The sequence below is a fragment of the Pseudomonadota bacterium genome, from assembly GCA_018242545.1.
GTDB lineage: Bacteria > Pseudomonadota > Alphaproteobacteria > 16-39-46 > 16-39-46 > 16-39-46.
Window position 1 is genome coordinate 1 of record JAFEBT010000026.1, and the last position, 23,183, is coordinate 23,183.

24 protein-coding genes and 1 pseudogene are annotated in these 23,183 nt (G+C 34.7%); 14 read left to right on the forward strand and 11 right to left on the reverse strand.

Features of this window, described 5'->3' with window-relative positions; all coding sequences use genetic code 11:
• Nucleotides 1-84: 84 nt before the first annotated feature.
• The 4 genes from JSS34_04570 (at nucleotide 85) to JSS34_04585 (ending at nucleotide 3,841) form a co-directional block, all read left to right on the forward strand.
• Nucleotides 85-933: an aminoglycoside phosphotransferase family protein gene (locus tag JSS34_04570; protein ID MBS0185599.1), complete on the forward strand. Its 849-nt coding sequence runs from the start codon at nucleotides 85-87 to the stop codon at nucleotides 931-933.
• Nucleotides 934-1,254: 321 nt separating this feature from the next.
• Complete coding sequence (locus tag JSS34_04575; GenBank protein ID MBS0185600.1) at nucleotides 1,255-2,697, forward strand: AAA family ATPase; 1,443 nt, start codon at nucleotides 1,255-1,257, stop codon at nucleotides 2,695-2,697.
• Nucleotides 2,687-2,863, forward strand: a complete 177-nt coding sequence (locus JSS34_04580) for a PD-(D/E)XK nuclease domain-containing protein (protein MBS0185601.1) — start codon at nucleotides 2,687-2,689, stop codon at nucleotides 2,861-2,863. The genes JSS34_04575 and JSS34_04580 overlap by 11 nt, the downstream gene beginning before the upstream one ends.
• Before the next feature lie 483 nt (nucleotides 2,864-3,346).
• Nucleotides 3,347-3,841 carry a GNAT family N-acetyltransferase gene (locus JSS34_04585; protein ID MBS0185602.1) on the forward strand — a complete coding sequence of 165 codons (495 nt, stop codon included), beginning with the start codon at nucleotides 3,347-3,349 and terminating at the stop codon, nucleotides 3,839-3,841.
• 99 nt (nucleotides 3,842-3,940) lie between these two features.
• On the opposite strand, the gene JSS34_04590 is transcribed toward JSS34_04585, so the two are convergent.
• Nucleotides 3,941-4,642, reverse strand: a complete 702-nt coding sequence (locus tag JSS34_04590; GenBank protein MBS0185603.1) for a hypothetical protein — start codon at nucleotides 4,640-4,642, stop codon at nucleotides 3,941-3,943.
• A 305-nt stretch (nucleotides 4,643-4,947) separates the two neighbouring features.
• On the opposite strand from JSS34_04590, the gene JSS34_04595 reads away from it, so the two are divergent.
• The 4 genes from JSS34_04595 (at nucleotide 4,948) to JSS34_04610 (ending at nucleotide 7,523) form a co-directional block, all read left to right on the forward strand.
• Nucleotides 4,948-5,211: a hypothetical protein gene (locus JSS34_04595; GenBank protein MBS0185604.1), complete on the forward strand. Its 264-nt coding sequence runs from the start codon at nucleotides 4,948-4,950 to the stop codon at nucleotides 5,209-5,211.
• 8 nt (nucleotides 5,212-5,219) lie between these two features.
• The gene (locus JSS34_04600) at nucleotides 5,220-5,639 is read left to right on the forward strand and encodes a GNAT family N-acetyltransferase (protein ID MBS0185605.1); all 420 of its coding nucleotides are present in this window, start codon (nucleotides 5,220-5,222) and stop codon (nucleotides 5,637-5,639) included.
• 128 nt (nucleotides 5,640-5,767) lie between these two features.
• Nucleotides 5,768-6,388 carry a carbonic anhydrase gene (locus tag JSS34_04605; GenBank protein MBS0185606.1) on the forward strand — a complete coding sequence of 207 codons (621 nt, stop codon included), beginning with the start codon at nucleotides 5,768-5,770 and terminating at the stop codon, nucleotides 6,386-6,388.
• Between the two features lie 202 nt (nucleotides 6,389-6,590).
• Nucleotides 6,591-7,523, forward strand: coding sequence for a MerR family transcriptional regulator (locus JSS34_04610; protein MBS0185607.1), 933 nt, complete (start codon nucleotides 6,591-6,593; stop codon nucleotides 7,521-7,523).
• 52 nt (nucleotides 7,524-7,575) lie between these two features.
• On the opposite strand, the gene JSS34_04615 is transcribed toward JSS34_04610, so the two are convergent.
• The 3 genes and pseudogenes from JSS34_04615 to JSS34_04625 form a co-directional block, all read right to left on the reverse strand.
• Nucleotides 7,576-9,009: an ABC-F family ATP-binding cassette domain-containing protein gene (locus JSS34_04615; GenBank protein MBS0185608.1), complete on the reverse strand. Its 1,434-nt coding sequence runs from the start codon at nucleotides 9,007-9,009 to the stop codon at nucleotides 7,576-7,578.
• 258 nt (nucleotides 9,010-9,267) lie between these two features.
• Nucleotides 9,268-9,660 (reverse strand): annotated as a pseudogene (locus JSS34_04620) (rhodanese-like domain-containing protein).
• Between the two features lie 31 nt (nucleotides 9,661-9,691).
• A complete protein-coding gene (locus JSS34_04625; protein ID MBS0185609.1) occupies nucleotides 9,692-10,360 on the reverse strand; it encodes a GNAT family N-acetyltransferase in 669 nt (222 codons plus the stop codon).
• Nucleotides 10,361-10,756: 396 nt separating this feature from the next.
• On the opposite strand from JSS34_04625, the gene JSS34_04630 reads away from it, so the two are divergent.
• On the forward strand, nucleotides 10,757-11,287 hold the full coding sequence (locus JSS34_04630; protein ID MBS0185610.1) for a hypothetical protein: 531 nt from the start codon (nucleotides 10,757-10,759) through the stop codon (nucleotides 11,285-11,287).
• Nucleotides 11,288-11,429: 142 nt separating this feature from the next.
• Here JSS34_04630 and JSS34_04635 read toward each other — a convergent pair whose 3' ends face one another.
• The 3 genes from JSS34_04635 to JSS34_04645 all read right to left on the reverse strand — a co-directional run bounded on the left by JSS34_04635 (nucleotide 11,430) and on the right by JSS34_04645 (nucleotide 13,673).
• The gene (locus JSS34_04635) at nucleotides 11,430-12,479 is read right to left on the reverse strand and encodes a bifunctional transcriptional activator/DNA repair protein Ada (GenBank protein MBS0185611.1); all 1,050 of its coding nucleotides are present in this window, start codon (nucleotides 12,477-12,479) and stop codon (nucleotides 11,430-11,432) included.
• Between the two features lie 147 nt (nucleotides 12,480-12,626).
• Nucleotides 12,627-12,863: a Mitomycin resistance protein mcrB gene (locus tag JSS34_04640; protein MBS0185612.1), complete on the reverse strand. Its 237-nt coding sequence runs from the start codon at nucleotides 12,861-12,863 to the stop codon at nucleotides 12,627-12,629.
• 87 nt (nucleotides 12,864-12,950) lie between these two features.
• The gene (locus JSS34_04645; GenBank protein MBS0185613.1) at nucleotides 12,951-13,673 is read right to left on the reverse strand and encodes a hypothetical protein; all 723 of its coding nucleotides are present in this window, start codon (nucleotides 13,671-13,673) and stop codon (nucleotides 12,951-12,953) included.
• Nucleotides 13,674-13,786: 113 nt separating this feature from the next.
• Here JSS34_04645 and JSS34_04650 point away from each other — a divergent pair, with 113 nt between their 5' ends.
• Entirely contained in the window at nucleotides 13,787-14,746 is a 960-nt protein-coding gene (locus JSS34_04650; GenBank protein ID MBS0185614.1) for a bifunctional helix-turn-helix transcriptional regulator/GNAT family N-acetyltransferase, read from the forward strand.
• On the opposite strand, the gene JSS34_04655 is transcribed toward JSS34_04650, so the two are convergent.
• Together JSS34_04655 and JSS34_04660 are read right to left on the reverse strand one after the other, a co-directional pair.
• On the reverse strand, nucleotides 14,733-15,110 hold the full coding sequence (locus tag JSS34_04655; GenBank protein MBS0185615.1) for a DUF4440 domain-containing protein: 378 nt from the start codon (nucleotides 15,108-15,110) through the stop codon (nucleotides 14,733-14,735). The genes JSS34_04650 and JSS34_04655 overlap by 14 nt on opposite strands.
• A 489-nt stretch (nucleotides 15,111-15,599) precedes the next feature.
• On the reverse strand, nucleotides 15,600-15,788 hold the full coding sequence (locus JSS34_04660) for a hypothetical protein (protein ID MBS0185616.1): 189 nt from the start codon (nucleotides 15,786-15,788) through the stop codon (nucleotides 15,600-15,602).
• Nucleotides 15,789-16,000: 212 nt separating this feature from the next.
• Here JSS34_04660 and JSS34_04665 point away from each other — a divergent pair, with 212 nt between their 5' ends.
• Nucleotides 16,001-16,411, forward strand: coding sequence for a VOC family protein (locus JSS34_04665; GenBank protein ID MBS0185617.1), 411 nt, complete (start codon nucleotides 16,001-16,003; stop codon nucleotides 16,409-16,411).
• 110 nt (nucleotides 16,412-16,521) lie between these two features.
• Here JSS34_04665 and JSS34_04670 read toward each other — a convergent pair whose 3' ends face one another.
• On the reverse strand, nucleotides 16,522-17,541 hold the full coding sequence (locus JSS34_04670) for an aminoglycoside phosphotransferase family protein (GenBank protein ID MBS0185618.1): 1,020 nt from the start codon (nucleotides 17,539-17,541) through the stop codon (nucleotides 16,522-16,524).
• A gap of 471 nt (nucleotides 17,542-18,012) precedes the next feature.
• On the reverse strand, nucleotides 18,013-18,867 hold the full coding sequence (locus tag JSS34_04675) for a LysR family transcriptional regulator (protein MBS0185619.1): 855 nt from the start codon (nucleotides 18,865-18,867) through the stop codon (nucleotides 18,013-18,015).
• A gap of 107 nt (nucleotides 18,868-18,974) precedes the next feature.
• Between JSS34_04675 and JSS34_04680 the strand changes: the two genes are divergently transcribed.
• From JSS34_04680 to JSS34_04690, 3 genes are all read left to right on the forward strand, one after another.
• Nucleotides 18,975-20,318 carry a hypothetical protein gene (locus JSS34_04680; protein ID MBS0185620.1) on the forward strand — a complete coding sequence of 448 codons (1,344 nt, stop codon included), beginning with the start codon at nucleotides 18,975-18,977 and terminating at the stop codon, nucleotides 20,316-20,318.
• Nucleotides 20,319-20,419: 101 nt separating this feature from the next.
• Nucleotides 20,420-22,528 carry a DUF2309 domain-containing protein gene (locus JSS34_04685; GenBank protein MBS0185621.1) on the forward strand — a complete coding sequence of 703 codons (2,109 nt, stop codon included), beginning with the start codon at nucleotides 20,420-20,422 and terminating at the stop codon, nucleotides 22,526-22,528.
• Nucleotides 22,510-23,142 (forward strand): hypothetical protein, encoded by a 633-nt coding sequence (locus JSS34_04690; GenBank protein ID MBS0185622.1) that lies wholly within the window; start codon nucleotides 22,510-22,512, stop codon nucleotides 23,140-23,142. The genes JSS34_04685 and JSS34_04690 overlap by 19 nt, the downstream gene beginning before the upstream one ends.
• The last annotated feature ends 41 nt before the right edge of the window (nucleotides 23,143-23,183 follow it).

Below are 23,183 nucleotides of genomic sequence, written 5' to 3' on the forward strand. Positions count from 1 at the left end.
TTTCAAAAATATCAAGATGTTTTTCTATCTATCTTTTAGTGAACGCTCTCAGAAATAATTTCTGGTGGATGCGCTAACCTTAACGTGAAAGTCTATCTTCAAGAGGAGAAAAGCCCCACTCTTCTTCGTCTCTATCTTCGGGATAAAGACGCTGCTTATCGGGAAAAAGTACTTGGAGAGCTCCTTAAAAGGGCCCTTCCTTTACCCGAAGTTTTATATATTGGTGATTATGACAACATACGTTTTGCGATCACAACCTTTATAGAAGGGCGTACCTTGCGAGATCTTTTACTTTCCAATTTACCCTATGATATAGAATCTCTTATGATCCAAGTTGGAAAAGTTCTTGGCAAAATTTCACAGTTTACATTTCCGAAATCCGGAGATTTTGGAAATAATCTGAATGTTAAGCCTCCGTATTTTTCAGAAAAACTTTTAATTAAGCATGTAGAAAAATGTTTGCAAAAGATTGAAATTAATCCGCATCTTTCGATGGAAACGTGCGCTAAAATAAGATTCTATTTTGAATCCTTTGCCTCTCTCCTTCCTAAAAAAAATGAAACACATCTTGTTCACGGAGATTTTGATCCTGCAAATATTTTGGTCAAACAAGTTAATGAGTCCTGGATCATCACAGGCATTTTAGATTGGGAATTTGCTTTCTCAGGGTCATCCTTATGGGACGTTTCCAACATGCTACGGTATGCACATAAAATGTCATCTGAATTTGAAAGTGCCTTCCTAAAAGGTCTTCAAGAAGAAAATGTCTCTCTTCCTCCTCATTGGCGTGAGGCCACTTATCTTCTTACTTTATCTTCTCTTATTGATTTGCTTTCAAGAACTGATCCAGCAACCTCTCCCCTTCAATACCAAGATATTAAGCAATTAATAGAGCTTTACTTGAGATATCTTGATGCTTATACCTTAAAATAAGTATCCAAATACCTCCTTATGCCACAATTCTTTCAAAGGCTTAAAAATCTTCTTCTTTTCTATTTAAGAGAATTCTCCTCTTAAATTTAATCATGTATCTCTAAGAAAGCTGTGAGATACTGCGCTAAGCATTAAGGATGTATAAATGATAGATCTAAAAAACAAAACATATACCATCATGATTGGAACAAGTGATTTTAAAAAGCTTATTACAGAAAGCACATTGTTTGTTGATAAAACACTTTTGATTAAAAGTTTTATAGAAGATGCCATGATGTAATTTTAACCACACGCCCCAGACGGTGGGGAAAAACACTCAATATGATGATGCTTGAATATTTTTTTTCTATTCCTATCAAAGAAGATGGAAATCCGGATGAGAGCGAAATATTCACAAAGCGCGATATCTTCTCTAAAATGAACATAAAAAATGACCATTCGATACTAGAAGACTATTGCGCTAAATACCCTACTCTTTTTTTAAGTTTTAAAGATATAAAAGCAACAAATTTTGAAGATATAAAGGGAAAAGTTACTCGTTTAATCCAAAATCTTTATCTAACCCATATCTATCTTTTACAAAGTTCTAAGCTTAATACTGTCGATAAAACTATCTTTCAAAAATATTTGGATAGATCGCTTGATACAGGAGATCTAGAAGCAAGCATTAAATTTTTAAGCATGTTAATGTTTAAACATTTCAATCAAAAAGTTATTGTTCTTATTGATGAATATGATGCTCCTTTAAATAAAGGGTATGCACAGAAACTTCTTACACAAGAAAAAATTGAAGAAGAAAAAGATTTATATTTCCAAGAAACACTCTCTCTTTTTAGAGACATTTTAGGAGAAGCTCTTAAAGACAATATATTTCTTAAGAAATCCATGATCACAGGAATTTTACGTATTGCAAAAGAAAGCCTTTTTTCTGGTCTTAATAATCTTGGAGAAGATTCCATTTTGGACAAGAATTTTGCAAAGTATTTTGGATTTACAGAAAACGATGTCGACTACCTTCTTCAGAAATCTGGAATGAATCACAACCCTGAAATCGAAAAAAATATGAAATCTTGGTACAACGGCTACAGTATAGGAGGATTCACGATTTATAATCCGTGGTCCATTATGAATTGTCTAAATCATAATGGCGTCTTTAAATCCTACTGGGTAGGAACAGCAAATACTGCTTTAATTGAACAAGCACTTATACTTGACCAGTTTCAAGAAGAAATGCAAACCCTTGTTGAAGGCGGGTATGTTGAAATGTTAGCTGATCCAAAAATGGTATTTTCAGATATCAAATCCTCTTCCAACGCTTTATATAACCTATTGCTTTTTTCTGGATATCTTACAGCTGAAAAAATTAAACCAACTCTAGATGGCATGACTTATCTCTGCCAAGTTAAAATCCCTAATCAGGAAATTAGAGGTGTGTTTATGTCATCTGTCATGAAATGGGTAGAGAGAAAATTTAAAACAGATTCCAGAGAGTATAGGTCATTTGTTACCAATCTTCTTTCAGGCGACATCCCTAAATTCATTAACGCGCTAAAACGATACTTAGAAGCTTCCGCAAGTTATATTGATTCAGGCAAACAAGCAGAACTTCTTTATAATGGATTTATGTGGGGTCTTTTTGCAAGCAGTATAAATGAAGACTATTTTGTTGAAAAGGAACGTGAAATCGGTAAAGGACGCGCAGATCTTCTTATTATTCCGAAGGAAACATCCCCCTATTCTATTGCTTTTATTTTTGGAATATAAAATTACAAGCAAAGAAGAGAATTTAATAAATGCTGCCAAAAAAACTCTAGATCAAATTGAAGAAAAAGGATATATTTCTAAAATTAAAGCCTATAAAAATGTAGAAAAAATTATTTCTCTTGGTCTTGCATTTTATGGAAAGCAAGTTGAAGTTGCCTTTAAATAGATTAAACAAACCATATTGTTTAAAATGAAAAAACCAGAAAATTTCCCTCATCCTGTTTTTATCTCCCCTTATACTTCTCATTGGGTGCAACTTTTTGAAAAAGAATCTGCTTTAATCCAAAAAGCTTTGGGGAATAATTGCACTGATATTCATCATATTGGCTCAACATCTGTTCCAAATCTTCCTGCAAAACCTATTATCGATATAATGCCTGTTGTTCTTGACATTACAAAAGTTGATACTGTCCTTAAAAATATGGAAGCTTTGGGATATGAAGCAAAAGGAGAATTTGGGATGCCTTTTCGACGTTTTTTTCGAAAAGGTACAGGAATTGAAGGATATCATGTGCATATTTTTGAAAAAGATAATCCTGAAATTGACCGGCATCTTAGGTTCCGATCCTGGATGTGTTCCAATAAAAATGATCGTGAGGCTTATGAAGCTCTTAAGAAGACTCTGGCCCATCAATTTTCAAATGATCGAATGGCCTATTCTTTAGGAAAAGTAACTTTTATTGACACTATTACTCAAAAGTCAGGATTTGAAGGATTTCGACTACTTCTGGCTTTAACCCCACAAAAATGGGAAGCGTATCATCGCATTCGCGAGAAAGAAATTTTTGAACCAATTGGTGTGTCCTATGATCGGAATCATCCGACCCTTTCACAGGACAATCATTTTCATTTCGTCCTTTATAAGGGAATAGACATTATCAGTGATGCCCATATAGAATTTTTGACTCCTACGGAAGCTGCCCTCCGATCTCTTGCTACGGACGAACTTTATAAAAAAAAGGGATACGGTACTTACCTTCTGACGCAGCTTGAGACATGGATTAAGCACCAAGGACGTTCTCTCCTTAAGATGCATGGACGTTTAAGTGCCGAACATTTCTATAGACGTCTTGGATATTATAACATGCCATTTGATGACCCTGCTTTTCAAAGAGAATGTGTTAATTTAGGAAAAACACTGTAACTTCTCTGCTTTCTTTATAGAAAAGAAAGAGAAAGACTAAACATTGATTTCTTTTCATTCCAAAAAGAAAAATACATCAATGTCTTTTCTTTTAAAAATTTAAAATGCAGCTCTTTTATAGTCACCTTTCTTTTCTATGTTATTATCATTATGATTCGCTTTTTGCAGGATACTTTTTAAAAGGCTTCTAAAAGAGTCTTCATCACACAAATGTGCAAATTGTTTTTGTAAAGGAAAGATCTGTCCTTTATAAACAAGTTTATTCTCTCCTTTTTTCTTCTTAAGAAGCACTTGAAAAGGAATCCAAACAAGGTTTTCTTTTTCAAGATAACATTCTTTTTTTAAATTTTTCTGAGCGTCCACCAGATCTTTTGTATGTAAAATTTTAGAAGTTTTTAGTAAAATTAAAAGGTATTGACCCCCGCTCTTATTTTCTTGAAAGTAAAAATCTCCATTTTTTAAATCTTCCGGCTGAACAGAATAAAGAGTTGCTGACTCTTCCCATAACTCCCGCCGTGCTGTTTCTTCAAAAGATTCTGGTATATTTCTCTCTTTGAATTGAGAACTTCCTGCAAGCGGACAATAAATACTCCCTTTTTCCCGTCCTATAAGAAGGCAAATATCTCCTTTAACATTTCCATATAAATATATTCCAGCTCCTCCATTTGGAATTTCTGTACCATTTTTCCGAATACGCACATTTTCTGGCGCTTTTCCTAAATATTGGTTCGTAACAACCATGGCATCCACAAAACCCGCTGCTAAGAAGGCAAAAACAAAACTCAATAATTTTAAATACATAATTTCACTACTTTCTGGTCATTTTGGTATGGGGATTACGATTTTATTAAAAATCTTTTTAAATTATCTCATCATAAAATATAAAGAGACTTTATGGAATAGAAAGCTTGTGATATTCTTATTTTCGTTTTAAAAAAAAATCTTAAAAAAGGAAGACCATGAAAACTATCAATAAAACCCATCTTTTTTTCATACTTTTTACATCAGCAGCACTCTTTTTTGCCTTATCCATTGAGGCCATATCTGAAAAAAAATCTTCTGTATCCATACAAAAAAACACGAAAGATTCCTTGATAGATAGCCAATTGATAGAACAAGAAAATCTCTTAAATCTAACAGAGATGAATGAACGCATTAAAACACAAGAAGAAAAAATAATAGAAGATGAAGCTGATATAGCACAGGAAAAAGAAGCCATAAAGCAAGAAGAAAAAAAATTGGGAAAATATAGAAAAACAGTTGAAGAAGAAGATAAACAAAATTTTAAACGAGAAAAAGAAAATGCACTTTTTTTAAAGAAAATAAAAAGAAAAGAGAGGAAGATAAAAAATTCGGTTAATGATTACTGATTTTTCTGATGCAAATTAAACAATCTTTCCTTACGCTTGAGGTTAAAAATCAAATCCTTGAAGCCTTAAAGTTGCATTCACTCCAAGCAATCGGCATAAATGGCCTTTCAGAAGATCCTGTTTTGTTTGAAATTTATGAAAAAAATCAACTTTTAGGATGTATTGTCGTTCAAATTTTTTGGGGAGCCCTCCATATTAAACTCCTCTTTGTTCATGAAAATAATCGTGGAAAAGGGATTGGAACTCAATTGATGACATGTGCTTTTGAATTTGGAAAAAAACAAGGGTGTTCTTTTGTTTTTGTTGAAACAATGTCTTTTCAAGCGCCCGAATTTTATCAAAAATTTGGATTTAAAATTGATTTTATACGCCCCGGCTACACAAAAGAAACAAGTTTTTATTATTTATCAAAAAAACTCGATTTTTAAAAATTTTAAAAACATCTCACCTTAAAAAAGCACATCAATTAATAATTTAAAGTTGTAGTTTATAAAAGAATTAGGATAAGTTGTGCTTGAGAAAGAATCTTCTTTGTTTTTTATGCATTAAGGATCACATGGAAAAAAGCTTTAAACAACTTTTAAAAGGATACCAAGTCTTTCGAAAAAAGTATGTTCTTGGAGACAAGTCAATTATGCCGTATCTTTCGCGTTATGGCCAAAATCCTAAAGCAATGGTCATTGCGTGTTGTGATTCTCGCGTCGATCCTGCTTTAATTTTGCAATGTGACCCAGGAGATTTATTCGTTGTTCGAAATGTTGCAAACATCGTTCCTCCCTACGAAAAGGACGAAGCCCATCATGGTACCAGTGCCGCTTTAGAATTTGGTATACGCTTTTTAGAAGTCAAACATCTCATTTTGCTTGGACACAGCCAATGTGGTGGGATTCAAACTCTTTTGAAAAGCACAGAATCGCATCAAAATGACTTTATAACAAACTGGGTTTCCCTTGTACAAACACCCTATCTTAGCCTTCATGATGCAGATGAATATGCTAAATTAGCTCTCCAACAATCTTATCAAAACTGCTTAACTTTCCCTTGGATTCAAGAAAAAGTGGCTTCAAAAAACTTAATTTTGCATTTATGGTTTTTTGATATTCATGCTGGACAAATCTATATGTACTCTGAAAGTGAAAAAGCTTATATACCTCTTGATGCCTATCCTTTAAATTAAAAGAAGATAAACGCAGAGTTTTTAAAAATCAATTTCCATAAAATTAATGCAAACATACTCTTTCTAATCTTTTTATGAACGCTTCAAAATGAATTAATTTTTTCTTTTTTTAAATTTTAAAAAAGGAATGTTTTTTTTTAAAAAAAAGCGCTTGACCCTATAGTTACCATAGATCTTATTTTTAAGAATAAGGAGTAAAGAAATGAGTAAATGGTATGTAAAAGACTTAAGCAAACTTACGGGCGTCAGCGTGCAAACACTTCACCATTATGATCGCATTAATTTGCTAAAACCTTCCTTGAGGCTTACAAACAAATACCGTCTTTATTCTGAAAAAGATTTATTAAGACTTCAGCAGATTATTGCTTTAAAGTTTTTTGGGTTTAACCTTTCTCAAATTAAAATCTTACTCACCGAAAATGTGGATATAAATGACCACTTTTCTGCACAAGCTAAATTTTTAGAAGAGAAAGCTGAGGCCCTTCTGGAAGCAAGTAAAACTCTTAAAGCTCTTATCTCTGAATGTCCATCCAATAAATCAATCCCTTGGAAAACGATATTAAAACTTATTGAGGTCTATCAAATGACACAAAAACTTGAACATTCGTGGGTTAAAGACATATTTACGCCTGATGAATTAAAACAATATGCAACTTTTCAGGCTGAATTAAATCCTGAACAAGAACCGATTTTTAAACAAAAATGGTCTGATTTGGTTTCAAAAATACAAGATAATCTTGAAATTGACCCAAAATCAAACGTTGGTATAGCCTTGGGCAAAGAGTGTATGTGCCTCATCAATGAACTTTATGGAAAAAAATATGCCCACCTGAGAACCAAAAAATTTGAAAAAGGATTTGCTGAAGGAAAAGGACTTGAAGAAGTTGGTTTAACACCTGAAACTGTCTCTTGGCTTGATAAAGCAATGGATGCGTATTGGAGAGATCGTATTTATGGAATTTTTGACAAAGTTGGAAAAGTTCCCTCTGAAACAATTTCAAAACTTTGGGACGAAACTCTGGATGATATGTATGGAGATAATCCTGACCCTAAAAAAGCCCTCTGCCTTGTTGCTTTAGAAGATAAAAAAATCAGTAAAGACGCAAAAGAATGGCTCAAAAGTATCTCCCATTAATTCTTCCCTAAATTAACGTTAAAAGCTGGTTTAAGACACCTTAAGCCAGCTTTTAATTTTTTACTAAAACATTATCCTTAATCTCATATGTATCCTGGATATGAATTTTCTTTAAAAAATCATTATCATGGGAAATAACAATAAGAGCTCCAGGAAAGACTTTTAAGACCTCGATCACATGATTTCGAGTCTTTAAATCCAAGTTATTTGTCATTTCATCTAAAATCAAAAGCTTTGGGGGCTTGGCAGCAATTTGAGCAAGGGTCAAACGCGCTTTTTCACCTCCTGAGAGCGTTGAAACACGTGCATAAACTTCTTCATTTTTACGGAATAAAAATGTATTTAAATGCTTCCGTATATCTTCGTGGGACCAAAAGGGCTGAATGTCTTCAATTGTTTCTAAAATCGACTTATGAAAATCAAGGGTTTTATAATGTTGATCAAGGTAACCAATATCACATCGCTTGGGAAGAGACCAATATCCAGATTTTAAAACATTATCTGCATTTAATATGGCTTTAATAAGCGTCGATTTTCCACTGCCATTCTTTCCTAATATCGCGACACGATCATGAGATAAAAGGGAAAGATGAATATTTTTCAAAAGAACTTCTTGATTTTCATATCTTAATTCCCCCTGAGAAATGGAAAGCAGTTGTTTTTCTGAAAATTCAAAAGCCTCTAAAGAAAATGTCGGCTTGATAACTTCAGACAAACATAAACTTGATAGACGTGTTATTAGTTCTTCTTTTTTATCTCGAATATTTGCTTTTTTAAGACCTGAAGTTTCTTCAGCACGACGCGCTTTTGCATGACTAACGATTGTCGGCCATTTTCTTTGTTCAATACTTTTCTCACCTTTACTGCGGCTTTTGGATGCACGTTTTTGTTCTTTCATTAAGGCATGGTGCATTTCTTTCTTATGACGTTCCAAAATAAATAATTCATGTTCAAGGGAAGCCCGCTGAACTTCAATTTCCCGTCTATAATGATCATATTCTCCTGAAAATACATTTATCTTTCCAGAATCAAGATGCCAAAAAGTTTGACAGCAGTTTTTAAGAACCTCAACATCATGGGATACGATGATTAATGTTCCTCGATAAGTCCTTAATAAACGGATCAATGCATTACGATTATGAAGATCTAAATGATTTGTTGGTTCATCTAAAAGCAGCACATCCGGTCTTTGGGTTAAAGCCTGTGTAAGAGCTTCGTTAAAACGCTCTCCCCCACTTAAAGGAGAAAAATGATCAATCATCTGGGGAACATAGCCAATTTTTGTGTTTTCAGGAATTTTAACATGCCCTTCGCTTGGGTCAAAATCTCCCAAAATTATTTTAAGGAGTGTAGACTTTCCAGTCCCGTTATCCCCTAAAATGCCTATACGGCTTCCAAAAGGCACATTGCCATTAAAGTCTTCAAAACAAACTTTATGAGGAAAGGAAAGGGTAAGATGATGAAGTTGAATCGGTTTTTGTGTCATAATTATCTCTTAAGAAATTCAAGGGCTTTTTAATGAAACTTTTTCGTTTCACCTTTAAACTTTGCCCTTTTAAAAGGGCTTCTTAAGAGGCCTTCTTCATGACTGGAATTCCTTATTTAACCATAAACATCAAAACCGATTAAATACATGTTAGTGTATTTCAGGCTAGAAGTCAATGACTTTAAGGAAGTTCATGTTTCTATAAGTAAGGTTACAAATAAGATCTTAATGACTACTCTTAAAAAAGAGAGATCTTCATTACAGACATGTTGTATCAAATCCTTCATCTTGCCACCCTTTTATTCCACCAATCATAATTTTAACGGGCCTTCCAAGAGCTGATAACTTTATAGCTGCTTTTGTAGCGCCATTACAGTGGGGTCCCGCACAATAAACAACAAAAAGTGTTTTTTTGGGATAGGGAGAAAGCGTCTCTTTTGAAATCTCTCGATGGGGAAGATGAAGAGCTTCTGGAATGTGCATTTTGTCATAAGCATTCTTTCCGCGCACATCCAACAAGACAAACCCAGGTGTCCCGGAGGCAAGTGCTTCATGCACATCTCAACAATCTGTTTCAAAAGTAAGTTGCCGACTAAAATAAGAAAGAGCGTCTTCAGCAGAAGCAGCTGGAACTTTAATGACATCATTCATAATTTTTTACCCTTAAATTTTCTTCGCATATTTATTTTGGTGTGATCTCTTTTAAAAAAATATTGTTTTTAAAGAGAGATGTAAACCCTAATCTCTGATAAAGAGACACCGCTCCAACAGACGCATCAAGAAAACAATGTGTACCTCCTAATTTTTGAGCCTGAGAAAGCGTAAATAAAATAAGAGAACTTGCAAATCCTTGTTTCTGAAACTTTGGGAGCGTTGCCACATCATTCAGGCATGCTTCTTTTTGATTTAAGGAAAGCGTTAATGAAGAAACCGGACATTTTCCTATATATAACGTATAATGATGAAAATGAGCATTTAAAGCCAATGCCTGTTTATGTGTTAGTGCATATTGGTGTGTAATGTCTTTTGTGCTCCCAAAAGCGTCCACAAGAGGAATCATCCATTCTTCTAAATTATGGCTCATAGATTTGATTTCGAAATTTTCAGGAGTTTCAAATTTTGAAAATGCTTGGAGCTCAATTCCCATAGCAACAGAGTGTTCACTTAAGGTAAAATTAAAAGAATTTAAGACGTGTTGATGATTTTCTGTGGTTAAATCTTCTGGAATAATTACGGCCCATGGACAGCTGTGCGTTCCATAAAAGAATGCACTTTTTTCCAAAACACTTTCAAATGAATCCTGATTTTTTCTCAAAAAAAGAGGGTTTAAATAAGGGCTCTTAATTCCCATAAGGTAAGCTGCACCTTTTCCTGAAAAGTCCAAGCATTTATTACTAATAGATCTAAAAAAATAATCTTCGCATTTGTAAAATTTATCTCTTATGTTTTTAAAATTCATTTAGAAAAACGCATGCTATGTTCATTAACATATTTCCCATAGTTGACTCAGAAAAGTCCAAAATACTTCAATTTTTTTAATCTGTTAAGGTCTTCAATACACATAAACTAAATTTAATCAAAAAAGAAGTTTATTGTAACAAGGATAAAGTAAGACCTTTTAAAAAATCTCCATCCTCCTATTTTTATGTGTATTATTCTTCAAAAGGAGCATCTTGTTTTAGCAATATTTTATCGGCATACTAAGATCGCTTATACAGACAAACATTATAGAAAATATAGGATTTTCATGAATACACAGATCTTAATTTGGGATAACGATGGAACAGTTACAGGTTCAAAAAATCCAATTGATCCTTCAAAAATTATCTTTCCAGGCATCGAAGACGCTATGAAAAAAGCAGAGCTTAATTTCATGATTTCTGGATTTAAATCGCCTGAAAGTGAATCTCAAAATTTTGATCCAGAAAAGATTATTTCTTACCTTAAAACACTCATGAAAAAACTTCCTCTCAGTGTCGCTGTTTTTTCACCTCATATTGGTGGCATTTCGTGTTATGCCCTCATTAAAAAAAATAGAGGAGACTTTTTTTTAAAAAAAGCGCATGAAGATCCCCGTTATCAGCCTTATATTGGACATTTTAAAAAACCGGATATTGGCATGTTTATGGTATTAAAAGATATTGCCCAAGAAGAATTTGGACAAATACTGAATTCTACAAATACTCTTATGATTGGAGATACTTGGCATGATGAAGCGGCGGCAAAAAGTTTTGGTATTCCTTTTAAAAATGCGCAAATTATTCATCAAGGTCCTTAATGACACATCGGCTCCTTTAATTATTAGATTTCTTGCTCTCAGCATTTCTTATTGACAATTTTATCATTAAGAAGTGGAATATTAAAAAATTCTTTAGGGCTCTAACAATTCTTCTTGAAAATTAAGTTAAGCTTTTCCCTTTTTATTTATTTTTTTCTTCATGTTGAATGAGCCACTTCTTACGTGGAAGTCCTCCGCCATATCCTCCCCAATCTCCATTTGTATTGATAACGCGATGACAGGGGATCACAATTGCAAATTGATTTGCGCCATTGGCGTTCGCAACAGCTCTAAATGCTGTTGGTTTCCCAAGTAAACGAGCTTGCTCTCCATAACTGCGCGTTTGGCCATAGGGAATCGTTAAAAGTGTTTCCCAAACAAGCTTTTGAAATGGGCTTCCTAAAAGATAAAGAGGTGTCTTAAAAGTTTTTAAAGTTCCTTCAAAATAAGATTTAAGTTCTTTTTCAAGGAACTTTATAACTGCCGTTTCTCCCGGAACAATCACCGATTTGGTTCTGTGTTGAAGTTTTTCGATCTCACGTTCAAGTCCACGGCGCTCAACAAATTCTAATAAGTATAAAACCTTCTCATCAGCAATTGCCAACATTGGCCCTAAACGTGTCTCCAGCCACGCCGCTTTAAGAAGAAGCTTATGATTCTCAATATTTGTTGGAGAAGCTCCCATAATTTTAGAAAACGCATCTCTAAATCCGCTGCTTGATTCATAGCCAATATTTAATTGTGTATCAATCACGTTTGCTCCTCCTTTAATTTGATTTATAGCAAGATCCATACGTCGCATTCTCGCATAGGCCCCAAAGGTCATTCCAAAATGTTTTTTGAAGTGACGGCGGACTGTTGATGTATCAACCGATAATGTTTTAAAGTCTTGGCTTTTCCATCTTTTTTCAGGATTCTTTTCAATACTTTCCATTAAAATCCTTACAAAATCTGGTCTACTTCCTGGATGAGATAAAGGTTGACATCTCAAACAAGGACGATAGGAAGCACGAAGAGCTTCTTGTCCCGTTTGATAAAATTCACAATTCTCAAATTTTGGTTTTTTAGCAGGACAGGTTGGCCGGCAAAAAATACCTGTTGTAATGACTCCAACATAAAAGACACCTTCATAGTCCTTATTTTTGTTTAATAACGCCTTATAAAATTCTTGCTTCGTTTCTTCTGTCAACATCGCTTCCTAAAATCCATTTCATAAAAGCAATTTTGTTAAAATCATTTTTACTATACAGATTCTTTAAAAAGACGCGACCGAAATTCAGGCATTGAATTTTTTATTTTTTTAGAATTTTTTTGTATCTTTTCTAATTTTGCTCCAATACTACCAAGGTTTTTTTTCACCTGTTTGCGCTTCATGGATAATTGCTGCAAACACATCCCACATACAAGAATCATGCTTTTTATTCGTTAAAACTTGGAGCTTTTCAAAAAGATTGTCAGGTGTTTCTTTTTTGAGCTGAATAATCTTCTCAATTCCAAGAATTTTTAAATCATTTAAGACTCGAGGTCCAACATTCATTAAAGTAAGCAATTCATTTTCTGAGTTATTTTTAGACATCCTAAAACTCATTTTAATTCTTTAACATAATCTTGTACTCTACCAATTTCCTCAAAATACGCAAGATATTGCAAAGAAGGCTGTTTTTTAATCAATTGTATAATATACTTTCAAAGTCATATTTTTAATTTTCATTTTCGTGATAGAGAGCCCTTTTAAGCATGAAGTCCCCTTAACATGAGTTCCGCCACAAGGCTGGTAAGGGTATTCTCCAATTGACACAAGACGCACAGAAGAAGACTCAGGGATTTTAAAAGGTAGATCAGGACAAATTTCAGAAAGTTGTGAAGATTTTATATGCATGGTTCTCACAGGTTTATCATCAGAAATGAGTTGAGTTATTTTTTGAGTTATTAAATTTAAGTCTATTATTTCCAGATTGAACTCATTCTTGCAAGAGAACTCTACATAACACTCCCCTGGAAAATGATGCCCTTTGAGCGCTTTAAAAGCAGGGTAAATCTCCTCTATGATATTACTAATAAAATGGCCAGCTGTATGGAGTTTTGAATGAAAATCTCTTTTTTCTAAGTCAATCTTACAAATTGCTTTTTCTCCTATAACATCATCGTAATATTGGTCTGTATAATGACGAATTTCGTTCTCCCCTATTCGAACAGAAATAATAGGAATTTCTCTTTTTTCTGTTATTAACCATCCTTGATCCGAAGGCTGACCTCCTCCTTGAGGATAAAAAGGTGTTTGGTTTAAAAGAAGATAATATCCTTTTTCATCCTTCTTAAAATCTTCAATATCTATTTTTTTAGAAAAATTAAAATCTTCATCATAAGAAAATTGATTATTCATCATATGTATCTCTTTTTAGAAATTAAAAAACCGTTTCTTTAGAGTTACCCTAATTTATATTATTGCATTTTGCAATCTTTTTTATTAAAATATGTTTATTATGAAAGGATGTAAATATGAAGCAAGACACTATTGATTTCTTAAGACACTCTTCTCGCAAACTAATTCGTGAACTTGGTATTCTTGATATCAATACCTTAACAACTCAAGAATCACCTGCCCATTGGCATGCTTTGATTGAAATCTCAAAAGAACCTGGAATCACAATTTCAAAGCTTGGACAGCTTTTACTTTTATCACCTTCAACCATCTCTCGTCTTATAACAAAGCTCCATAAATCAGGACTTTTAATATTCCGTGAAGGGATTGATAAGCGTGAAAAATACCTTTCTTTGTCAGAGAAAGGGGATATTGAAATACAAAATATAAATGCTTTTTCCAATTCAAAAATTAAAGATGCTTTTGAATTTTTAACAAAAGATGATCAAACAGATATCATTAGAGCAATTACTCTTTATGCAAATGCTCTCGAGAAAAGCCGCAATTTAAGAGATGATGTAAGAATTGCAACACTTTCAACGTCACGGACGCTTCGGAAACAAATTGTCAACATGATTGAAAAAATTCAAAAAAATGAATTTTCAATTCCTATAACTGACACAACAAATCTCTGTGTCTTACGTGCGGAAGAAGATTTTTATTATGATCATACGTGTAATTTCTGGTATGCCACCAATAGTTCTGGTGACATTCTAGGCAGTATTGGTTTAAAAAAAATTGATGATCAATACGCAGAGCTCAAAAAGTTTTTTGTCAAGAAAGCTTATAGAGGAAAAGGAGTTGCTCAAAAATTAATGAAAACACTTCTTAAAGCAGCTTTAAAACACAATTTTAAGTTTCTCGTTTTGGGAACCGTTGATAAACTTCAAGCAGCACAAAAATTTTATTTGAATCAAGGATTTATAAAAATTGATCCGAAAGATCTTCCCAAAAAATTTGAAAAATGTCCTGTTGATACAGTTTTCTTTAAATTATCATTTGAAGGCTTTAGAAATAAGAATCTTAACTCTTTATAATAGTTCCTTGATGAAAGAGGATTTTCCAGCTGTCATTTACACGCCGCCAAAGCGTTGATCTTCTTGTTACCCTTCTTATATCTTGGATAAGGACATAGGTAAGTAAATAGGTGTCAAGCGCGATTTGGATGAGTTCAAAGTCTTTAGCTTCCCATAGATCTTTATATTCTGGATCATTATAGCGCTCAAGAAGTGTTTCAAGGATGTCTTGTTTTGTATAGACATGGCCTGACGCCCCAATTTCCCAAAATTCATCACACATTTGATTTAAAATATCCTGCTTTGTTCGTCCAAATTTACGGGGATGATGAAAAATTGGCTCACGACTTTTTAGATCTTCCAATATCTTCTCTTTATTTTGAATTACATTCAAATTTTTTTTTGCGTAAGTTTCAAAGGAATTTTCAAACATGATATTTTTAGAGTTATGAGAAAGAGAATCATCTAGATTTGACGCTGACCCTTTTTCGAGAAGGGTGTTTTCATGAATCCAAGCCGCTACTTTTTCTGCAACCTCATTTAAGCTAAGCTTACTTGTATCAATAACCTTTATATTGGCCTTATCCTCCCAATTTATAAGGTGATCCCAAACGCTGAAATCCAAGCCCTGCCAGCATCCATCCTTAAGAACGTGCTGCACCCATTGGGGATTTTGATGATGCATTCGAAGCCAAGAAGCCCAAATAAGCATGTTCTGATCTGCCCCATAGGTATTACGCTTTAAAAGACGCTGAATCCGCTCAAAATCGCTTACATCTAAAAGACAAAAATTGATGCTATCTATTTTTTTGGCAGAAGGACATGCTAGAATTTCACCTAAAACAATTTGACCCAACAAACAGGTATCTTTTTCCTAATGTCCTAATTTCTGAAGCCATTTTTCTGTGGCTTCCTGACGCCATTTTATATCAGCATCGTTAGGGACACCAATATCATCAAAATCATAAAGAGCAACCTGCTGCCCCAAAAGTTCTTTTAAGTAAGGTATTATTGCTGTTTTGCCACTCCCGCTTGCACCTGCTATAAAATACATTCGATTCATGGTTCCTCGATTCTTATTTTGACACCATTCTCTCGTAACACCCTTGCTGTCATCTAAGTAAAAAAAGAGAGAGAAATTTTTATCTTGATAAGTTGTACCTAAACTTAACTGGAAATATCAGTTAGAGTGAAAATGATTTTAGCATGTTTCAATGACAAAAACAGACGTTATTGCGAAACTAGCCATTCAATATATAAAGATAGGAGTCTCACATGACGCCCAGAATTAACATTATTACCCTCGGCACCCAAAACCTAGAAAACGCAACAAAATTTTACGAGAAAGGCCTTGCATTTCCAAAAATAGATTTTGAAGGAAATGTAAGTTTCTTTTCATTAAATGGAAGCTGGCTCTCTTTATACCCTTGGGATCTCTTAGCAAAAGATGCGTTGGTAGAGAGTATTGGCACAGGATTTAGAGGCGTCACACTTGCACACAATGTTGAAAATGAAGATCAAGTTATTGAAATATTAGAAAAAGCAAAAAACAATGGCGCGACTCTTACAAAGTCAGCTCAAAAAACAGAATGGGGAGGATTTTCTGGGTATTTCGCGGATCTTGACGGACATTTATGGGAAATTTCCTATAATCCTTTTTTTTGGCCTGGCCCTAAAGATTTGTAAACTTTTATTTATACTAAACGCTTCTAACGACGAAGGTTAAAATCTTTTCAAGTCTTCTAAAGACGGGGGATGATGACATTTTAGAAGATTAAGAAGCAAGACAATTTCTGTTATAGACTTTCTCTCATTTTGTCTGATCCATAAGCTCTCTCAATCGTACCGTTTGGCAAAAAATTAGATTGCACGTACTCAAATGATCGCACACGCTCTTCCCCACCTTCATTTGAAAGAAAAATTTGTTCACAATAGACAGCTATATCCTGAATAATACGTTCATAACGATAATAGGTAAGTGCGTTCTGATTGAGGGTAGTTTGCCCATATCCTTGATAAAAGAGTGTTTCTACTTCAGAGAACGGACGGCTTTCGTTTCCTAGACCAGCGCCAATGAACATAAGATCACGTTCTTTAGGAGCAAATATGAGAGTGTCCCAGTCGACGATATAAAGAGCCCCTTCTTTTTCAATTAATAAATTCCATCCATGAATGTCCGCATGACATAATATATAGGGAAGAGGCTCATTTTTAAGAAAGTCTGCAAGGTCTTCCGTACGTTTAATGATTTTAAGAAGCTCACTGCTTTTAGATTTCAGAAATAATGCCATTTCTATAGCAACGTGTTCTTGAAAAATCTCATCCTCAATGCATCTCAAAAATGTTTTCACCTTCTTACGCCATTTGGAAGAAAAAGTCTCTCGTGGGATGCTTTTTGTTATTACTTTAGGGAAATAGGTGCTATGAAATCTTTTCAGCGCAGACCCAAATTCAATCCATTGCTGATCTGACATTCCCGTTTCATTGCCATTAAATCCTTCTATATAAGGGTATAAAATTGCCTTAAAGGATGATAAATTTGTCCAAAGATTCCCTGTCGTTGTCTCTAAAGGCGGAATGACTTGTTTAAAACCATTATCGGAAAGATATTTTGGAACCAACACGCAAGCTGGGATATGTTTGTTATTTCTTAATTTCAAGAAATACTCTTTTGCGCTATGTGTTCGAATGCGGTAAAGAGCCGTCATAAGGTCAGCCCCCAGGGGAAGGAAAAAAACGCCTTCACTATTCAATCCATATGCATCCTGCAAACATGTGATAATTTCTTCATCTTTTAGATTAGGTCTTATAAGCATAATCGGGCACTATTCCCAGCAATGTTATTAACAGTGTGAAAGGGCTCAAACTTTCTTTTAAATAGAGAATATTACTGTTGTTTTTCCCAACTCTCTTGATAATCTCTTCACCCTGAAAGAAGGCAATTTCCTAAATTCACGCAATATACTGATTTAAAGAAGGGTTTTGATTCATCGAAGCTGTCTTCTTTGGCTATTGACGGGTTTGGCCTTACCTTTTCTCCATAGGGAAACATGGTATACACCCTATCGCTTATCTGTCATTCAAGAATAATATTAAATCTTTTAGGCAGAATCAAGCTCATGGACTAAAAAATAAAGACTAAATTTCCTTTCCAAGAATGGTAAAAAACCTTCAATTTTCTTGCTCCAAAATTCAAAGAAGCTATCCTTTTAGGTCACCAACCCCGCCATATGAAGCTCACCGATCTTATGCAAAACATCCCCAGCCTCTGGCATGAACAAGGCGAATTATTTGGCTGCGAGGTGTCGTAATTTTTTCAGTATAAAGCCTTCTAATGTATTAATAATGTTATTATCTGCTTTTTGTTTTAGTAAAGAGACATGTGTATCAGGAAGATTAGGCATATATTGTACTTCTATTTCCATAAGCTCATCTGGAATCATAGTGCTTGGCATGACGGTAATACCCATGCCAGCTTTTACAGCAGCAACACTACTTGTATAACTTGTACTTGAAAAAACTAAACGCCAAGGACGTTTCGCCTTTTCAAGAGCATCTATAGCTGCTCTACGATAAACACAAGGCTCCGGAGAAAGAACTAAAGGTATCGGTTTATTAGGAGATAATAGGTTGACATCACCAACCCATTTGAGTGGTTCAGACCATACATCAACTCCATTTGGAAAATCTTCAGGGCGATTCATTTTGACTAAAACTATATCAAAAATCTTATTTTTGAATTTTTCAAAAAGATTGAGGGTTAAACCGCACTCAATATTGAGCAAAATGCGTGGATGAATTCGTGAAAAATCTGCTAACACTTCGTAAAGATACTTGCTAGCGAAATTTTCCGGCAATCCAAAGCATACTTCACCTTCCAGTTCTGGATTTCTAAATCTGTCTAAAGCTTCTCTATGCAATGCAAAAATCTGTCGAGCATATCCTAAAAATATATCTCCGTCAGGTGTACGCGTTAAAATTTTTCCACGAATTACAAGCTGCCTACCTAACATTTGTTCTAATTTAATGATTTGTTGACTAATTGCCGATTGAGTGCGACCAACACGCTCAGCCGCTCTGGTAAAACTTCCGGTTTCTGCAACGGCAATAAAACACTGTAGGGTTATCGTATCGATATTCATCAGAATTCCTAATGTAATTTATAAAAATAATTAATTTCTCTAATATTAGAAAAACTGATATGGTGAGTCAAGTTTAAAAAAGTTTCTTATTAAAGAGTGAGATTTAAATGAACATTGATTTTGTAGACTTGGGTTATAAATTAGACGAACTAGGTATGATCATGATGGCACTTATTGGTTACATTGGAACCTGTGTTATAAGTTTTGCTTCACGTTATATGAGAGGCGATGCAAAATATTATTCTTTTGTACTTCGCATTATATTGCTGATTTGCTCAGTTGCAATCATGGTGACTAGCGATAATTTATGGATATTATTTATCAGCTTATGCATCAGCAATTTGATATTGGTCAGTTTAATGATCCATAAATCAAAATGGAAAGCAGCTAAAGCTTCTGGAATTATTGCGGCAAAAAATTATTTATTAAGCGCTATCTTGATGGCTTCAGCATTCAGTCTATTGTACTTTTCCACTGACCAAAATAGTATAAGTGCAATAACAAATCAGAGTCATAAATCTACTATTATAGATCTAGCCTTATTATTACTTCTAATGGCAGCTATGGCTCAATCGGCAATATGGCCATTCCACAAATGGCTTCTGAGCTCATTGAATTCACCAACTCCAGTATCAGCCATTATGCATGCAGGTCTCATAAATGCTGGTGGTTTTTTGCTTGTTCGTTTTAGCCACCTTTATTCTCAAAATGACATAATAATGAATGTTATATTTATACTTGGAATCATCTCTGCGTCAATCGGTACTTTATGGAAATTAATGCAAAGTGATGTCAAGAGGATGCTTGCATGCTCTACTATGGGACAAATGGGTTTTATGTTTGCTCAAGTTGGCCTTGGTTTGTTTCCATTGGCAATAGCTCATTTATGTTGGCATGGTATGTTTAAAGCCTACTTATTTCTTTCAAGTGGTGGCGCGGCACAAGAAAAACGTCTTGATCTTTCTTATCCGCCAACACCTTTATCTTTTGCATGTGCTGTTCTTTGCGGAGCATTGGGTAGCGTGATATTCTCTTGTGCCGCCAATAAGACATGGCTTGCAGGAGATAGCACATTAGTTTTAATGGTCATTGTATTTCTTGCAGGCAGTCAACTTTCTCTTTCAATGCTAAACACACTAAATTTCAAGAATTTTGTTTTAGCATGCCTGATGACTATGACAGGGGCGATTTTATATGGTGGGAGCACCCAATTTATTATCTGGACCTTAGAACCAATGAAATTAATGCATGCTCAGTCACTCAATATTTTTTATATATTAGGTATCTTTGTTTTAACTTTCGCGTGGCTTTGTATTCTTTTTATTCGAAGTCCATCAAAAAATATAGGCAAACATTCACATTGGTTACGTAAAGCTTATGTTAGTAACCTTAACTATAGCCAGCCGCAGCAGGACACTATTACTTCCCATCGTAACCATTATCAATACTAATGAGAAGATTCATGACTGCATCCCTTAAATACAAAGAAATGCCAACAATGGCTCAAGAGAATGTGACTATGCATAACTTAGCAAGAAAGACTTTCAATAAGATCGCTCCATTCTGGCCTTTGCAAAATCTAATTGCCATAAACCCATTGCAGGGTTTTGAGGACCTTCCCGTAGAAGAGGCTTTAAAAGTGGGATCAGCTTATTTCGAGCAATCAAATTGGCCAGATGAGATTTTATTGATCAACACTGAAACAATAAAATGGCTTGGAGTATATTTTGATGAGGGACAGGCAACAATAACGATGCCTCTTAGGGAGCATGGTTTATATGAAGCTTGGCGGTTACTTGCTCCTTACGATAAAAAACTCCATAAAAATATAAAAGAAAAAATAGAATTTATAGACAATTTACCAGCGAAGCCAGAACAAGCAATTTCTGAATGCTTGTTAAAGCTTGATATTGAAGAGGCTGACAAGCAAGAATTTTTAACCCTTCTTCTCACAACTCTTCCAGGTTGGGCTTCCTATATCAAATATAAGAGTGTGTGGTCTACGCAACATGATAATGCTTACAATATTACTCAATTAGAATACCTAGCGGTCAGGATTGTCACAACAACCTTGCTTTGGCCAGAAGCAAAAAATTTGCTTCATGTACATAAAAAAGCCTTGCAAAACTCTAACGCTAAGATACTTGAGAAAATAGAGGAGGCAGAAAATAAATATAGACTTCCCTTGCTAAGAGAAATTGCAGGACAAAATATCCGGAAACCTCATACACCAGAAGCACAACTAGTATTCTGTATCGATGTGCGCTCGGAGCCTTTTCGTAAAAGTCTAGAATCAACAGGTGATTATCAAACACTGGGTTTTGCTGGTTTTTTTGGCATACCCGTACAAATCACCGATAAGATAACAGGCATTTCTTATCCTTCATGCCCTGTTTTACTTAAACCTAAACATGAGGTATGTGAAGCTCCCTGTAACCATAATGAAGGTTTGATATACAAAAATAATTACGATCTAAGTCAATCACTAAAAAAGCTTTATCAATCTTTGAAATATAATTTTTCTACACCATTTGCTCTTGTGGAGACCTTGGGAGGATTGAGTGGTCTATGGATGGGGATTCGAACAGTAGCCCCGAAACTTGCGTCAAAAACGAGTTCCATTCTGAGCGATAATGCTCGAATATCATCGCTCATGGATCCATCAATCGATCAGATACCTTTAGAAGAAAAATGCAACTATGCTGAGAATGCCCTTCGAATGATGGGATTAACAGATAACTTCGCTCCTATTATTGTATTTTGTGGTCATGGTAGTAGCACACAAAATAATGCCTATGCCACAGCTTTAGATTGTGGTGCATGTGGAGGACGACACGGGGGAAGCAATGCAAAAATTCTTGCAACCATCATGAACTGCTTGGAAGTTAAAACCCAACTTTCAAGAAATGGCATTAAAATACCTGAAGCAACTAAATTTTTTGCAGCAGAGCATAACACCACCACAGATGAGGTCGTTCTATTTTGTAAGGAGGAGACAGAAGAAATTCAAAAATTAAAACATAACCTTGAAAAAGCCCGTAGCATAAATAACGTATCTCGTCTTAAGAAACTAGGTGTAAAAAATTGTAAAGCCGATAGTGCTAAGATCCGCGCAAATGATTGGGCGCAAGTGCGCCCAGAATGGGGATTGGCGCGTAACGCCGCTTTTATTATAGCGCCTCGTGATCTTACTTTTCCTTTAGATTTAGATGGTCGATGCTTTTTACATTCCTATGATTACAATCAAGATCCACAAGGATCTTTTCTTACAACTATCCTAACTGCACCAATGGTTGTCGCCCAGTGGATAAACATGCAATACCTTTTTTCTACCGTCAATAATGTTGCTTATGGTGGTGGGAGCAAAATAACGAAAAATGTCATTGGTAAAATTGGTATTATGCAAGGCAATGCAAGTGATTTGATGAATGGTTTGCCTCTACAGTCAGTATATAAGAGTGATACAGATCCTTATCATGAACCACAACGTCTTTTTGTTATTGTGCTTGCACCGCAAATTATGCTGAACAACATCATTCAAGATCAACCCATTTTACAGAAACTGTTTGGTAATGGTTGGGTGAAAATGGCGGCAATAGAACCGGACAATAATAAAATTTACTTACTTAATAGAGATTTTTCATGGCAACCAATAAATTAATAAATGAATCATGTTATAAAGGAAGTTGTATAATTTTAACAACGAAACATGCTAAATCTATTGCTATTGCTCCGCCATTTTTAGAGACATTAGGAGCTAGCATTATTGAATATGTGGTTGATACAGATAAGCTTGGCACTTTTTCAGGTGAAATTAAAAGAGAAGGTAATGCATTAGAATGTGCACGCAAAAAATGTGAATGGTCTCTAAATAAACTTGGTAATAAGGTTGAGTTTGCGATTGCAAGTGAAGGTAGTTTTGGACCTCATCCATATATTCCTTTTCTTCCATGCGATCACGAAATTTTATATTTCATTGATCGCAAACGAGATTTTCATTTACATGTATCTCATATCAGTGAAAAAACTAATTATCGTACAGAAGCAATAAACTCGCTTGAGGCGCTCTATAACTTTGCCAATCAAACCTCATTTCCATCTCATGCTCTTATAATGCGTCCTAACAATAGAGAAACGAAAAATCCAGTTTTTAAAGGACTAGATACTTGGCAAGCACTTGAAGGTGCATTTAAAGAATCTATTAGATACTCGGAAGAAGGTATTGTTTGGCTAGAAACAGACATGCGAGCTCAATTTAATCGTATACGTCCATAGAAGTGGTGTAAAATTGAAAGACCTCTTGAGCGGAGCCTGAA